7 protein-coding genes are annotated in these 14161 nt (G+C 57.6%); 3 read left to right on the top strand and 4 right to left on the bottom strand.

Annotation, left to right across the window (positions count from 1 at the left end; all coding sequences use genetic code 11):
• The first annotated feature begins 305 nt into the window (after positions 1-305).
• The gene (locus tag L1P08_RS06880) at positions 306-617 is read left to right on the top strand and encodes an ArsR/SmtB family transcription factor (protein ID WP_368077128.1); all 312 of its coding nucleotides are present in this window, start codon (positions 306-308) and stop codon (positions 615-617) included.
• A 106-nt stretch (positions 618-723) separates the two neighbouring features.
• Here L1P08_RS06880 and L1P08_RS06885 read toward each other — a convergent pair whose 3' ends face one another.
• The 3 genes from L1P08_RS06885 to L1P08_RS06895 form a co-directional block, all read right to left on the bottom strand.
• Complete coding sequence (locus L1P08_RS06885; protein ID WP_303619261.1) at positions 724-2592, bottom strand: ABC transporter ATP-binding protein; 1869 nt, start codon at positions 2590-2592, stop codon at positions 724-726.
• A gap of 32 nt (positions 2593-2624) precedes the next feature.
• On the bottom strand, positions 2625-4487 hold the full coding sequence (locus tag L1P08_RS06890; RefSeq protein ID WP_303619262.1) for an ABC transporter ATP-binding protein: 1863 nt from the start codon (positions 4485-4487) through the stop codon (positions 2625-2627).
• Between the two features lie 185 nt (positions 4488-4672).
• Positions 4673-6523, bottom strand: coding sequence for an ABC transporter ATP-binding protein (locus L1P08_RS06895; protein WP_303619263.1), 1851 nt, complete (start codon positions 6521-6523; stop codon positions 4673-4675).
• A gap of 221 nt (positions 6524-6744) precedes the next feature.
• Here L1P08_RS06895 and pepN point away from each other — a divergent pair, with 221 nt between their 5' ends.
• Both pepN and L1P08_RS06905 read left to right on the top strand, forming a co-directional pair.
• The gene (pepN, locus tag L1P08_RS06900) at positions 6745-9393 is read left to right on the top strand and encodes an aminopeptidase N (protein ID WP_303619264.1); all 2649 of its coding nucleotides are present in this window, start codon (positions 6745-6747) and stop codon (positions 9391-9393) included.
• 138 nt (positions 9394-9531) lie between these two features.
• Entirely contained in the window at positions 9532-11268 is a 1737-nt protein-coding gene (locus L1P08_RS06905; RefSeq protein WP_303619265.1) for a sensor histidine kinase, read from the top strand.
• Here L1P08_RS06905 and L1P08_RS06910 read toward each other — a convergent pair.
• Positions 11265-14159 carry a bifunctional [glutamine synthetase] adenylyltransferase/[glutamine synthetase]-adenylyl-L-tyrosine phosphorylase gene (locus tag L1P08_RS06910; RefSeq protein WP_303619266.1) on the bottom strand — a complete coding sequence of 965 codons (2895 nt, stop codon included), beginning with the start codon at positions 14157-14159 and terminating at the stop codon, positions 11265-11267. The genes L1P08_RS06905 and L1P08_RS06910 overlap by 4 nt on opposite strands.
• Between the last annotated feature and the right edge of the window lie 2 nt (positions 14160-14161).

Raw genomic sequence — 14161 nt, forward strand, 5'->3', positions numbered from 1 at the left:
GTCTGATTTTCCCAATAAAAGCTGACGCCAACCGTCATCATTACTCTTTCGACCGCTTCGCCGTCGCGAGAATAACGAACTCAAAATCGGGTTAGACGGGAAGCAAGCGGTCTGAAATAGCAGATAAATACAAGACCGGAAGTTATTGCGGTGATAGATTCAGCATGACTGATATCAAGAGCAATGGGAATGGTTCTTGGTGCCAGCCGCAGGTGTACGGCAACCTGCAATACTTAAGACGTCACCTAGCACTCTAAAAATGATTGAAAATGGACGCAATCCACATACAAGAACACGCTGAGGAAATGACCCAGCTGCTCGCCGCGATGGCCAATCAGAAACGGCTGATGATCCTTTGTCATCTGCTGGATTCGGAGAAGAGTGTAAGCGAGATCGCCGATCTCGTTGAGCTACGCCAATCGCCCCTTTCACAACATCTCGCCAAGCTCAGAGCGCTTGGCATTGTGGCTACCAGACGCGCGGGCCAGTCAATTATGTACAGACTGTCCTCCTATGAGGTGGAAGCAATGCTGGACACGCTTTATCGCCTATATTGCAATGGCGATGAGCGCGGTGCAGAAATCACAACAACCGGAGCTTTGAAACAGCATTCATAAATTCATATACCGTGTGAATACAGGCAATGACGTTATACGACGCCTGTTGAACAAAAGAGACTAAAGCAAACGTTCTGGCTTATCAGAACGTTTGCTTTTTTTTGCGCTATTCGGTCTGGTCCAAATCCAGAAACCCGCCTGACTGCCGTGCCCATAGCTGGGCATAATGCCCCCCTTTGGCCAGCAATTCGTCGTGGGTTCCCTGCTCAATCACATGCCCCTCATCAAGAATAATCAGCCGGTCCATAGCCGCGATGGTGGACAAGCGATGCGCGATAGCAATGACGGTCTTGTTTTGCATCAGCCGGTCGAGCTGGCTTTGAATGGCCGCTTCCACTTCTGAATCCAGCGCTGCTGTTGCCTCATCCAGCACAAGGATCGGCGCGTTCTTGAGCAGAACCCGGGCAATCGCCACCCGCTGACGCTGACCGCCAGACAGTTTCACACCCCGCTCACCCACTTCGGCGTCATAACCGGTGCGACCACGCTGATCTGCGAGTTTGAGAATGAACTCGTGCGCCTCGGCGCTTTTGGCGGCGGCGATCATGGCCGCATCGTCCGCCATTGGGTTGCCCGCCTTGATATTATTCCGGATTGAACGGTGCAGCAGCGAGGTATCCTGGGTCACAACGCCAATACTGGCTCTTAGCGAATCCTGGGTAACCTTTGAAATATTCTGACCATCAATCAGCACAGCACCTGCATCCACGTCGTAAAAACGCAGTAAAAGATTGACGATCGTCGATTTGCCGGCCCCTGAGCGCCCAACAAGGCCGATCCGCTCGCCAGCCCGGATTTCGAGATTGAGGTTATGCACCACACCCCGATCGCCCAGATAACCAAAGCTGACATTGTCGAAATGGATACTGCCACCTTCAGTTTTAAGGATCGTCGCATCAGGCGCATCCATGAGATGCAGCGGTTGGGCAATGGTTTCCATGGCGTTCTGGACAACGCCGAAACTGCGCATCAACCCGTTGAGCTGACCCATTAATCGCCCCAGCATCATGTTAAGTCGTAGAACAAGGCTGAGCGAGAAGGCAACCGCGCCGACGGTGATCTTGCCATCGGCCCAAAGCTGGATGGCGAGCGCCCCGAATGCCAGCAACATCAGCGTTGACTGCAGGCCGAGCGCGGCGCGCATGCCCGTGATCTGACGGGTCAGAATGGTCGCGGCTTCGAGCTGACGGGTAAAACCTTGCCGGACATAATTGTCGCCATCATCCTCGCTGGAGAACAATTTAAGGGTCTGGATATTGGAAAAAGTATCAACGACACGCCCGCTCAATACTGAATTGGCCTCGGCATTGGCGGCGGCGCGGGCGCGCATGCGGGGCACAAAATACCATGCCATCAGGGCAAATGTAACCAACCAGACGACAATCAGCGCGAGCATGCGCCAATCGAGCTGAAAGAACAGCACCATGGTGGTGATGGCGAAAATGGCAAAAGCCCAGGCGATCTGGATGAAAGCACTGGTGAAATCACTCATGGCACTGGCGGCCTGTGAAACCTTGGTCACCAGACGCCCGGCAAAATCATCGTTGAAGAAGGACATGCTCTGGCGCGACACGTGGGTATAGGCCTGCCACATGACCAGAGAATTGAAACTGCGTCCTATGGTTTGCCCCTCCAGGAGGGCCAGCAAGGTTGGCGCCATAAAGCGCCCCACGACGATGACAGCCACCATGATGAGCAATTCAGAACCGTAAAGGCCGATAAAATCGTTCCAGTTGCCATTGGCAATGCTGCCATCCAGCATATCGACCAGACGGCCCATATAATAAAAGAACACGGCATCAAACAATGTGACCAGGCCGGTGAGCACCAGCAGGGAAAGATGGGCGAGCTTGGCCTGGCTGAGATAATGCCAGAAAAACCGCCAGACATTATCTGGCGGCTGTGACAAAGCGGGGCGCCGAAAGGGGTCAATCCATTTTTCGAACAGGTGGCTGACCCAGAGAATAAAAGGCATTCGACGCCCCCTTCAAGGCAAGAACGCAACGATCAAGCCGTTACATCCTGTTTGTCGAGATCAAGGAACCCGCCAGACTGACGGGCCCAGAGCTGGGCATAATGTCCGCCGGTCTTCAGCAGTTCTGCGTGGGTACCCTGCTCAACAACCTGGCCCTTGTCCATCACCACCAACCTGTCCATCGCAGCGATCGTGGAGAGGCGGTGGGCAATGGCGATGACCGTTTTGTCACGCATGAGCTCCTGCAATTGTTCCTGAATTGCAGCTTCCACCTCGGAGTCGAGAGCAGAGGTTGCTTCATCCAGAAGCAGGATCGGCGCATTCTTGAGCAAGACGCGCGCAATGGCAACACGCTGCCGCTGTCCGCCAGACAGTTTGACACCGCGTTCGCCGACCTGAGCATCGTAACCGGAACGCCCGTCGCGATCACTCAGTTCCTCGACCACATCGTGTACGTGCGCCTGTTTTGCGGCAGCGATCATTTCCGCGTCGCTGGCGTCAGGTTTGCCATACTTGATGTTTTCACGGATTGAGCGGTGCAGCAGCGAGGTATCCTGACTGACCAGACCGATGACGTGACGCAGGCTGTCCTGGCTCACATCGCGCACATCCTGACCATCAATCAACACCCGGCCCTTCTCCACGTCGAACAGGCGGAGCAACAGGCTGACCAGGGTGGATTTGCCCGCCCCGGAGCGGCCGATCAGCCCGACCTTTTCGCCCGGTTTGATGGTGAGATTGAAATCACCGATAACCTGGCCTTTTTCGCCCTTCCAATAGTTGAAGCTGACATTTTCATAAACGATCTCGCCTTTGGAGACCTTGATGGTCTCTGCGTCGGGCTTGTCGTTCATGGTCAAAGGTTTGGCGATGGTTTCCATGCTGTCGCGAACATTGCCAATATTGCGGAAGATGTTCGAGGCTACATCCAGAATCCAGCCGGAGATATTCACGATCTGCCAGATGAACGGGATGATGGTGATGACCTCGCCATTGGAGAGTGCACCCCGGTTCCAGCCATCAAGCACGATCCATGCGGTACCGACCATCAACAGCGCGTTGATGACGAACAGGGTGATCCACATGCGCGAGAAAATCCGCATCAACTGGCGGAATTCATGCGCATGCCCCTCCAGCGCGTCGGAAACGTAAGCATCTTCCCGGGCACTGCTGGCGAAAGTCTTCAGGGTCTGAACGTTGGTGTAGCAATCCACCACCCGCCCCGTGACAATCGATTTTTCCTCGGAGAGGCGTGCGGACTGCCGGGAGATAAGCGGCATGAACCAGGCCATCAAGACCACATAAAGCAGCAGCCATGTCACCAATGGCAATGCATAAACGGGGCTTTGCCCTGCCAGCACGAACATGGCGACAATGATGAAGACCAGCGCATACCAGACCGCATCAACCAGTTGCATGAAGCTCATTTCAAGTGCTTCACCCGATTGCATTACCTTGTTGGCGACGCGTCCGGCGAAGTCGTTTTGAAAAAAGGTCCAACTCTGGCGCATGACATGCCAGTGGGATTGCCAGCGGATCCTGTCGACAAAGCTTGGCGTGACCGCATGGAAGTGGGTGAGGATATCGAGCGTCCATACCAGAGGCCGCACCAGAATGAGTGCAGCCATGATCAGCAGCAGTGGCCCATGGGTTGTGAACATCTCACCGCGGGTGGTTTCTGTCACAAGGTTGACCACCAGCCCCAAAAAGATGGGGAGCAGCGAATCCAGACCGGCCCCGATGGCTGTGGTTGCCATCTTGGCGGCAATGCCAACACGGAACTGTTTGATGAAATAGGTATAAAACCGCAAAAGGCCGCTGGGCGGATGCGGATTTGTGGCCAGAACGGTTGCCGGATAACGGGCATCGAACCAGTCAAAAAGTGAATTGAACATTTAAGGCTCTCACAATTGGAGCCCCGGCGTGTTTCCTATCTTTGAACGAGCCAGGACTTGTAAAGGGATTTTCGTTTGACGCGGTGATGGCTGAAAGCGTGATGGGCCATTTTCGGGATGTTGATTTCGACGTTACTCATGGAAGTTCTCCTTGGTGTGATGGTTGATATGAAAGGTAAGACGGCCTATTCAGCGGCCGCCTCGTCGGTATCGAGATCAAGAAACCCGCCGGACTGACGGGCCCAAAGCCGGGCATAATGCCCGCCCTTGTCCAGCAATTCGGCATGGGTTCCCTGCTCGACGATCTTGCCGGCATCAAGAACAATGAGCCGGTCCATTGCCGCGATTGTGGAAAGGCGATGTGCAATGGCAATGACAGTCTTTTTCTGCATCAGGCTGTCGAGCTGGCTTTGAATGGCCGCTTCCGCCTCTGAATCGAGGGCGGATGTGGCTTCGTCCAGCACGAGGATCGGTGCATTTTTGAGCAGAACGCGGGCGATGGCAATGCGCTGCCGCTGACCGCCGGAGAGGCGCACACCGCGCTCACCCACATGGGCGTCATAACCGGTGCGGCCGCGCGCATCGGACAGGTCAGGGATGAAATCGGCCGCCTCTGCCTTTTGAGCGGCGGCAAGGACTTCCGCCTCGCTGGCATCGGGCCGGCCATAGGCGATATTATCGCGCACGGAGCGATGCAGCAGCGATGTATCCTGGCTGACCACGCCGATATTGGCCCGCAGGCTTTCCTGGGTGACTTTGGCAATATCGGTGCCGTCGATGGTCACACTGCCGCCTTCAACGTCATAGAAGCGCAACAGCAGGTTGACCAGAGTGGATTTTCCCGCGCCGGAGCGCCCGACCAGACCGACTTTTTCGCCCGCCTTGATGCTGAGGGAAAGCCCTTCGATGATCCCGCCATCGCGGCCATAATGGAAATGGACATCGTTGAAAGCGATGGCACCCTTCACATTGGTCAGCGGCTTTGCATCAGGTGCGTCTGCCACCGCGCGCGGCAGAGTGAAGGAATTTATGCCGTCCTGCACCGTGCCGATATTTTCGAACAAGGCTGACATCTCCCACATGATCCATTGCGACATGCCGTTGAAACGCAGCGCCAGGCCCGCCGCAATTGCGACGGCGCCGACCGAGGCAAAATCCTGCAACCAGAGGGCGATGCCAACGGCGGTGACCGAGAACAGCAGCAATGAATTGAGCACATAGAGCGATGAAGAGAGCTTGGTGACAATCCGCATTTGCCCGTGCACCGTGCCGAGGAACTCATCCATGCCCTCACGGGCAAAGGCTTCCTCGCGCCGGGAGTGGGAGAAGAGTTTGACCGTGGCGATATTGGTGTAACTGTCGACGACGCGGCCGGTCATCAATGAGCGTGCATCGGCCTGGGCTGCGGAGATTGTCTGCAAGCGGGGCACGTAATAGCGCAAAAGCATGGCGTAGGCGGCCACCCAGACCAGAAACGGCAAAGCCAGCCGCCAGTCATTGGCGGCAGCCAGAATGACCGCACCGATGAAATAAACAATGACGTAATTGAGCACGTCGAGCAGTTTCATCACCACTTCGCGCACGGCCAGTGATGTCTGCATCAGCTTGGCAGCGACACGGCCGGCGAACTCGTCCTGAAAATAGCCCATGGACTGGCGGAGCAAATAGCGATGCAGCATCCAGCGCACGCGCTGGGGGAAATTGCCCAGCAGCGTTTGATGGATGACCTGGTTTTGCAGAAATACAATCAGTGGCAGCACAACCACGACCAGCACGCCCATTGCGAAAAGGTGCCCGCCCTCATTATCGAGGAAGCTGGTCTTGTCGGCCTCGCCAAGCCAATCGACGATATTGCCGAGGAAGCCGAACAGCGAAACCTCGGCAATGGCAATGAGTGCGGTGAGGACCGCCATTAATGCCAGCCAACGTTTCAGCCCATGCATATAATGCATACAAAAGCCGAACAGCCCCTTCGGTGGCACTGAAAGGTCGTCGGTTGGATAGGGGTTGAGGCGGCGTTCAAACCAGCTCAGCATAAGGCACCTGATCGTTATGTGGATTTTGCGCGCTCGATACGTTTCGTGATCGCAGAGGAGCGACGCGTAGACCGCCACCCGATGGCCCATCAGCAAAATTGACGGGGGGCATCCAAGCAAGGTAGTTGCCAGCCGAGCAGATTACACCAAAGCTGAGAATCGGCTGTCACCCAATGGCCACAGTTTACAAGTTTGGTTGTTTCTAGATGGGAGCTTTGGCGATGCGCACTGAAAACGAGCAAACGACATATCTCAAGGACTACAAGCCCAGCGCTTATCTTATTCCCAAGGTAGAGCTGCGGGTGGAGATTGAGCCCAAGCTCACAAAAGTCACGGCATTGCTGACGATTGAGCCCGCGGAAGGCACGACGCCGGATACGCCGCTGGTGCTGGACGGCAAGGCGCTGGAGCTGACATCGATCGCGCTCGATGGCGCGCCATTGGGGCTGGACCTGTTTGAAGCTGGGCCAGATGGGCTGACCGTGTTTTCCCCACCTTCCCGCCGGTTTGTGCTTGAGACGGAAGTGATGCTGAGCCCGGAAGACAATACCGAGCTGATGGGGCTTTATCGTTCAAATGGCGTGTGGTGCACGCAGTGCGAACCCGAAGGCTTTCGCCGCATCACCTATTTTCTCGACCGGCCCGACGTTCTCTCGACCTATACGGTGCGGGTAAGCGCGGACAAGACGCTGGCGCCCGTGCTGCTGGCCAATGGCAATCTTGTGGAAAGTGGCGATGACGGGGACAAGCGGCATTTTGCGCTTTGGCACGATCCGCATCCCAAGCCCTCCTATTTGTTTGCGCTGGTCGCGGGCGATCTGGGTGCGTATCGGGATGCATTCACCACCGCATCCGGACGCCATGTGGCACTTGCAATCTATTGCGAGCATGGCAAGGAAGACCAATGCGCCTATGCAATGGACGCGCTAAAGCGCTCTATGGCCTGGGACGAGAAGCGGTTCGGGCGGGAATATGATCTCGATGTTTTCAACATCGTTGCCGTGAGCGATTTCAATTTCGGCGCGATGGAAAACAAGGGGCTGAATATCTTCAATGACCGTTATGTGCTGGCTCGGCCCGAGACGGCGACGGATGCCGACTATGCGCATATCGAGAGCATTATCGCGCATGAGTATTTCCACAATTGGACCGGCAACAGAATCACTTGCCGGGACTGGTTCCAGCTTTGCCTTAAGGAAGGACTGACTGTTTTCCGCGACCAGGAATTCACCTCGGACGAGCGGTCGCGCGCGGTCAAGCGGATTGAGGATGTGCGCGGTTTGCGCATGGCGCAATTCCCCGAAGATGGCGGCCCCCTCGCCCATCCGGCGCGTCCCGCGCAGTTCCGGGAGATCAATAATTTCTATACAGCCACAGTCTATGAAAAAGGCGCTGAGATTGTTCGGATGCTGGCAACATTTCTTGGCGAGACAGAATTCCGCAAAGGGACCGATCTTTATTTTGAACGCCATGACGGCGACGCGACAACGATCGAGGCCTGGCTGAAAGTGTTTGAGGATTCGAGCGGGCGCGATCTCAGTCAGTTTGGCAAATGGTATTTGCAGGCGGGCACACCGACCGTCACCGTGGAAGAGGACTGGGACCAAGAAAGCCAGACCTACCGGTTGAGCCTGAGCCAGCACACGGCCCCCACACCGGGCCAGCCGGACAAGCAGGCGATGGCCATGCCGGTAAAATTCGGGCTGATCGGACCGAACGGCAATGCAACCGAATGGTCCTCTGTCAGCGGCGGCACAGTGACCAACGACATGATTGTGCTGGACAAGGACCGGTTGGACTTGACCTTTGAAGGCGTGAGCAGCCGGCCCGTAGCGTCCCTGTTTCGCGGTTTTTCGGCACCGGTGCGGGTGGTTTCCAAGGCCAGTCAGGCAGACCGGCTTTTTCTGGCCCGGCACGACAGCGATCCATTCAACCGCTGGCAGGCGCTGCAGGATGCGGCCATGACCCTGATGTTGGACGCAGTGCGCAATGGCGGGCAATTGGCTGACAAGGAAGCGACAAGCGCGCTGGCGACGGCACTGGGCGATACACTGGAAAACGACAATCTGGACTCTGCCTTCAAGGCGCACGCCATGGCGCTGCCGAGCGAAGTGAATATAGCCCAGGCGCTGGCAAAAGATGTCGACCCGAGCGTGATCCATAGTGTGCGCCGCGACCTGCTGAAAGAGATCAGTACGCAACTGTCGCACAAGCTGCAGGATGCCTATGACGCGCTGGGCAAGATCAGCAACCCTTATTCCATTGCCGCTGAAGCAACGCGCGCGCGGGCCTTGCGCACTCAATGTCTGGCATTGCTGGTTGCAGGTGGAGAAGCGCAAAGCGCTGACCTGGCGCGGGCGCATTATGCCGATACTGATAACATGACCGACCGGATGGCGGCACTGGGCGCGATCGTTGCCGCATGGACGCCGGATGCGCAGGCTTTGCTCGACGACTTCCGGGCACGCTTTGGCAGCGACATGCTGGTTTACGACAAATGGCTGGCCCTTAACGCCTCGGCGCCGGACGACAAATGCCTTGAACGTGTCGCCGCCATTTATGCCAGCCCGGAGTTTCCGAAGAGCAACCCGAACCGGCTGCGTTCGCTGGTGGGCACATTCGGCATGACCAATGTGGCGCAGTTTGCGCGGATCGATGGGGCGGGGTTCCGCTTTGTCACCAGCTTCTGCCGCGATGTGGACGGGCGCAACCCGCAAGTGGCCGCGCGGGTACTGACGGCGTTCCGCAGCTGGGCCAATTATGAGCCAAACCGGAAGGCTGCGGCCAAATCAGCACTGACGCTGATGGCGACCGCGGGGGGACTTTCACGCAATGTTTCGGATATTCTGACGCGCACGCTGGAGGGCTGACAAGTTTTTTTGGGGCTTAAGTGATTCATCCGATTCATGAATCTCGGCCATGAAAAAATTTGATAAAAATTGCCTCTGGACAAGAGTCTGTTAACTGATTCAATCTCTTACCGAGGCAAATCAAACAGGCGAGCAGTCTTGCAACAGCAGGCGACAACACCCCAGCGGCCGGATGTATCCGGAACCGCCACACAGGGATTCGAAACCCCTGTTTCGGCCCCGCCGGGCCCGGATGATCGCCGCTCGCCCTTCACACAGATTTCGTTGCAATGGCTTTTGGTTTCGGCATGCGTTGTGGTGGCAACCACCCTGTTTGTCAGCCACGAACATTCCCGCACCATCGAACAGACCCATGCGCAGCTCGACCTGACGGCGCGCTTTCTGGCCGCTGAACTGTCCGAGGTGGACGCGACAAGTGCGCCGGCACTTCTGGGCTTTCTGGTGCAACAGGTTCCGCAGGGTTTTGACATCTACCTGACCGGGGACGATGGCCGGCTGATCGCAGCGACGGGTGAAGCCGAAGCCGGGGGAGAATTTTCGCCTCAGCAAGCACTGAGCAATCGTTTCAGCGCCAGCGCACCCCTTGGCAATCTCGCCGGCAAGGTGATCACCGCGATCCGGCAGGAAGTTGCTCTGGCACCCGTGTGGCGGGACGCGACCCTTGCCGGCGGTCTTGCAGTGTTTGTGATGATGCTGGCCTGGCGACGCCGCCAAACCCAAGGCCCCCAGACAGTGCTAAACCTGCCCGACAGCTGGCCGAAAGAGGCGATGGAGGCCCTGCCCTTTGGCATGGCGCAATGGTCTGCGGCGGGCGAACTGATTACCTGCAACCAACTCTACCGCGACTATCTGGCACTTGATGCGGCGGACACAAAGGTGGGCAGCGCCTATGTGAAAACCATGAAAAAGGTGACAGGCGATAATGGCTGTCTGTTATTAAGCGAAGCGCCCGCCTGTCGCCTGTCTGAAATCACCCGGCCTGACGACACCGTTTTTCTGCTCGACGAGCGCCCGCTGCAAACCGAGGGCTTTGTGACCCTTGTTTGCGATATTTCAGAACAGAAGCAAGCACAGGCCGCGCTTGACCATGCACGGGAAGAGCAGCGCGTGCTGACCCAGCAATTGCGCGAAGAGACCTTCAAGGCGGAAGCGGCGAGCCGCGCCAAGACATCGTTTCTGGCCCATCTCAGCCATGATGTACGCACACCGCTCAACCATATTATCGGCTTTGCCGACCTGATTGTGCACCAGACATACGGCCCGGTTGGTGACAAGCGTTATATCAATTATATCAATGATATAAAGAATTCCGGCGAGAAGCTTCTTACCTCATTCTCCGAAATTCTGGAGCTGGCGCAGCTTGAGGGCGGGCATTTGATCCTCCGCCGGGAAACCTTCAATGTCGCTGAGTTGATCAAGTCAACTGCGAGCCGTTTCCAAAGCCATGCGGAACGGGCCGGACTGACCCTCATCATCGATCCTCCCGAGGATACCGATCTTTATGCCGACCGGCTGTGCACGGAGCGGATGCTGGGCAATATCATCGAGAATGCCATTCAGTTCACCCCATCGGGCGGGCGGATCAAACTGGCGGCATGGGTTGCGGAAGATGGTGTGGTGCTGGAAGTATCCGACAGCGGGATCGGGATTTCCGAAGACCGGCTGAAAGACCTGTCGCAGCCTTTTGTTCTGGGTGATGCCGCGTTCACCCGCGAGGGCAATGGCGTTGGGCTGGGGATTGCCATTTCCCGCGCCATCGCTGAATTGAGCGGTGGTGAGCTGGCCATTGACAGCAGCCCCGCCGTGGGCACGACGGTTGCCATCTCGCTGCCCTTGCGGGTGCGCAAGGCAAGCCGCGCTGCGCAGGCGGCCTAGAGGCCTCGCGCCCTTTCATACCAGCTTGCTGCCGCCTTGGTGACGGTTTCAGCCATTTCCGGCAGATCGGCTTCGAGCCGCTCGAAATTCGGATAATTGGTGAGTTCCGCCAAAAGCTCGCGGAAGGCATTGGTCCAGCCCTCATCCTTGAACGGGCTGGCCAGACAAATGCTCATTGCCTGCAAAATGGTTGAATAGGTTTTGTGGATTTCAATCAGCCGATCCGCCTCGGGCAGCATGCCGAGCGCACCCATGCGAGCGAGAACGGCGGTGGTTGTCACTTGGGGAAGATCGATTTTGGCGCTGTCGAGCAATTGTGCCGATTGTGCCATGAACTCGATATCCACAAGGCCGCCATTGGCCAGTTTCAGATCGAAGGGATGCCGGGGCTTGCGCTCCCGCGCCATCAGCTCGCGCATGGCGACGACATCATCAACGACTTTTTCCCGGTCCGCGGGCAAGGCCAGGATTTCGGCAATCGCTGCATTGATCCGCTCGGTTACCGGCTTGGCGCCTGTCACCACACGGGCACGGGTGAGCGCCAGATGCTCCCAGGTCCATGCATGATCCTTTTGGTAGGCCATAAAGCTGGAAAGACTGGTGGCCAAGGGCCCCGCATTACCGGAGGGGCGCAGGCGCATATCGGCTTCATAAAGCACGCCTTCGGCGGTGGGGGCCGAGAGGGCGGCGACGAGGCGCTGGGTGAGACGCGCGAAATAATGCGAAGGGGCCAGCGGCTTTTCACCGTCAGATTCCACGCCATCGCCGGGCGCATCATAAAGCAGGATGAAATCGAGATCGGAGGCCTGGGTCATTTCCCGGCTGGCGACCTTGCCGAAAGCCAAAAGGGCGACACCGGCACCGGGGATTTCGCCATGGCGGACGGCAAATTCGCGCCGGACCGAGGCAAACAGGCGCTCAAGCAGGGTTTGGGCCAGGGCGGTGAACTGCTCCCCTGCCCGTGCCGCATCGACAGTGCCGGAAATGAACCCGGCGGAGATGAGGAATTTCTGCTCCTGCCCGATGATACGGGCACGATCGATGAGATCTTCATAGGACAGGGCCTGTCCCAGAAAATCATCGACCTTGGCGACGAGCACATCTGTGCGCGTGACGCCATCGGCGAAGGCGGGATCGATCAGGCCATCCATGACATGGGCGCGGTGAATGACCGCTTCAGCCATGCGCGGGGCCGAGGCCATGAAGGCGATCAGCATCTGGCAGAGCGCGGTCTGGCTGCGCAATAGCGAGAACAGCTGCACGCCGGCGGGGAACCGCGACAGGAAATGATCGAATTTGGCCAGCGTCTCATCGGCATTGCCGCCCATGGCGATGGTTTTGAGCAATGTGGGCAGCAATTCGGTGAGGTGGGCGCGTGATGCCGAAGCCCTTGTGGCCGGATAGCTGCCATAATGCCATTTGCGCACGGTCGCCGAGGCTTTGGCCGGATCGGTGAAGCCGAGATTGCGCAGGGTTTCAAGCGTGCCCGGGTCATCATCAGTGCCGGTGAAGACCAGATCGCCGATATCAGTGGCGAGGGTTTCGCCCTCGGTGAACAATTCGGCATAATAATGCATGGTGGTGGAAAGCGCGGCGCGATAGGTGGTTTTAAACGCCTCGATATCAGCCTCGCCCATCAGCTGTGCGATGACCGCGACCTCTGCTGTGGTTTCAGGCAGGGTGTGGGTCTGTTCGTCGCGAATCATTTGCAGCCGGTTCTCCACCGCGCGGAGATACCAATAGGTTCGGGTCAGCTCTTCGGCGGTTTCGGGCGCAATCCATTTGGCGGTCGCCAGCGCGGCGAGCGCTTCGACCGTCGGTTTGACGCGCAGCTCGGGGTCGCGGCCGCCGGCGATCAATTGCTGGGTCTGGGTGAAGAACTCGATCTCGCGAATGCCGCCGCGGCCGAGTTTGACATTATGACCCTCGACGCGGGCCGCGCCGACATTGCGGGCGATATTGATCTGGCGCTTCATGGCCTGAATATCGGCAATGGTGGCGAAGTCGAGATGTTTGCGCCAGATGAAGGGGACCAGTTCTTTCAGGAAGGCATTGGCGACGGTGATATCGCCGGCGCAAGGGCGCGCCTTGATCCAGGCGGCGCGTTCCCAGTTCTGGCCACGTGCTTCGTAATAGACCAGCGCTGAATCAGTTGAGATCGCGACGGGGGTGGAGCCGGGGTCCGGGCGCAGGCGCAAATCGGTGCGGAACACATAGCCCAGTTCCGTGCGTTCCTCCATCAAGGCGACGAGGTGGCGGATGATGCGCGTGTAGAATTTATTCGCTTCGAGCGGATCAACCAGAATACCCGCTTCGGCATCGTAGAAAGCCACGATATCGATGTCGGAGGAATAGTTCAGTTCGCGGCCGCCATGCTTGCCGAGGGCAAAAATGGCGAGGCCCGAATTGGCGGCCCTCGCCTCTTCTGACGGGATGGTGAGGAGGCCTTTGGTGGCGGCCTCGTGCATGAGGAAATCCAGACAGGCTTCGAGCGCTGAATCGGCGAGATCGGCGAGCGCCGAGGTGGATTGCGCCGGGGTCCAGACGCCACCTGTTTCGGCGATGGCGGCCAGCAATGCCGTGCGCGCCTTGGCCGTGCGCAACACACCGCTGAGCGCTGGCTCATCCTCTACTTCAAGTGCGCTCTTTGCAATTTCGGCGCGGACATCAGCAAAGGCCTGGTCAGGATTTTGAGATAAAGCTTTGGTTAACCATGTTGAATTTTTCTCAGCCAGATCAGTGAGATAGGGCGCGGCATTCAGCAAGGGATTCAACAGGTTTTCTGCCGAAAGAATGGCGGATTTTTCCGCCGCGGGCAATGTGGTGACCCAATCAGAAAAACGGGTGCCGGCGATCTCAGGCAATGCTTGAAGCGTGGTGGCGAGGGTCATGC

The sequence above is a fragment of the Mariluticola halotolerans genome (assembly GCF_021611515.1).
GTDB lineage: Bacteria > Pseudomonadota > Alphaproteobacteria > Rhizobiales > Devosiaceae > Mariluticola > Mariluticola halotolerans.

Coding starts and splice junctions, on each gene's coding strand:
- L1P08_RS06880 (WP_368077128.1), top strand. CDS start 306: ATGACCCAGCTGCTCGCCGCGATGGCCAATCAGAAACGGCTGATGATC.
- L1P08_RS06885 (WP_303619261.1), bottom strand. CDS start 2,592: ATGCCTTTTATTCTCTGGGTCAGCCACCTGTTCGAAAAATGGATTGAC.
- L1P08_RS06890 (WP_303619262.1), bottom strand. CDS start 4,487: ATGTTCAATTCACTTTTTGACTGGTTCGATGCCCGTTATCCGGCAACC.
- L1P08_RS06895 (WP_303619263.1), bottom strand. CDS start 6,523: ATGCTGAGCTGGTTTGAACGCCGCCTCAACCCCTATCCAACCGACGAC.
- pepN (WP_303619264.1), top strand. CDS start 6,745: ATGCGCACTGAAAACGAGCAAACGACATATCTCAAGGACTACAAGCCC.
- L1P08_RS06910 (WP_303619266.1), bottom strand. CDS start 14,159: ATGACCCTCGCCACCACGCTTCAAGCATTGCCTGAGATCGCCGGCACC.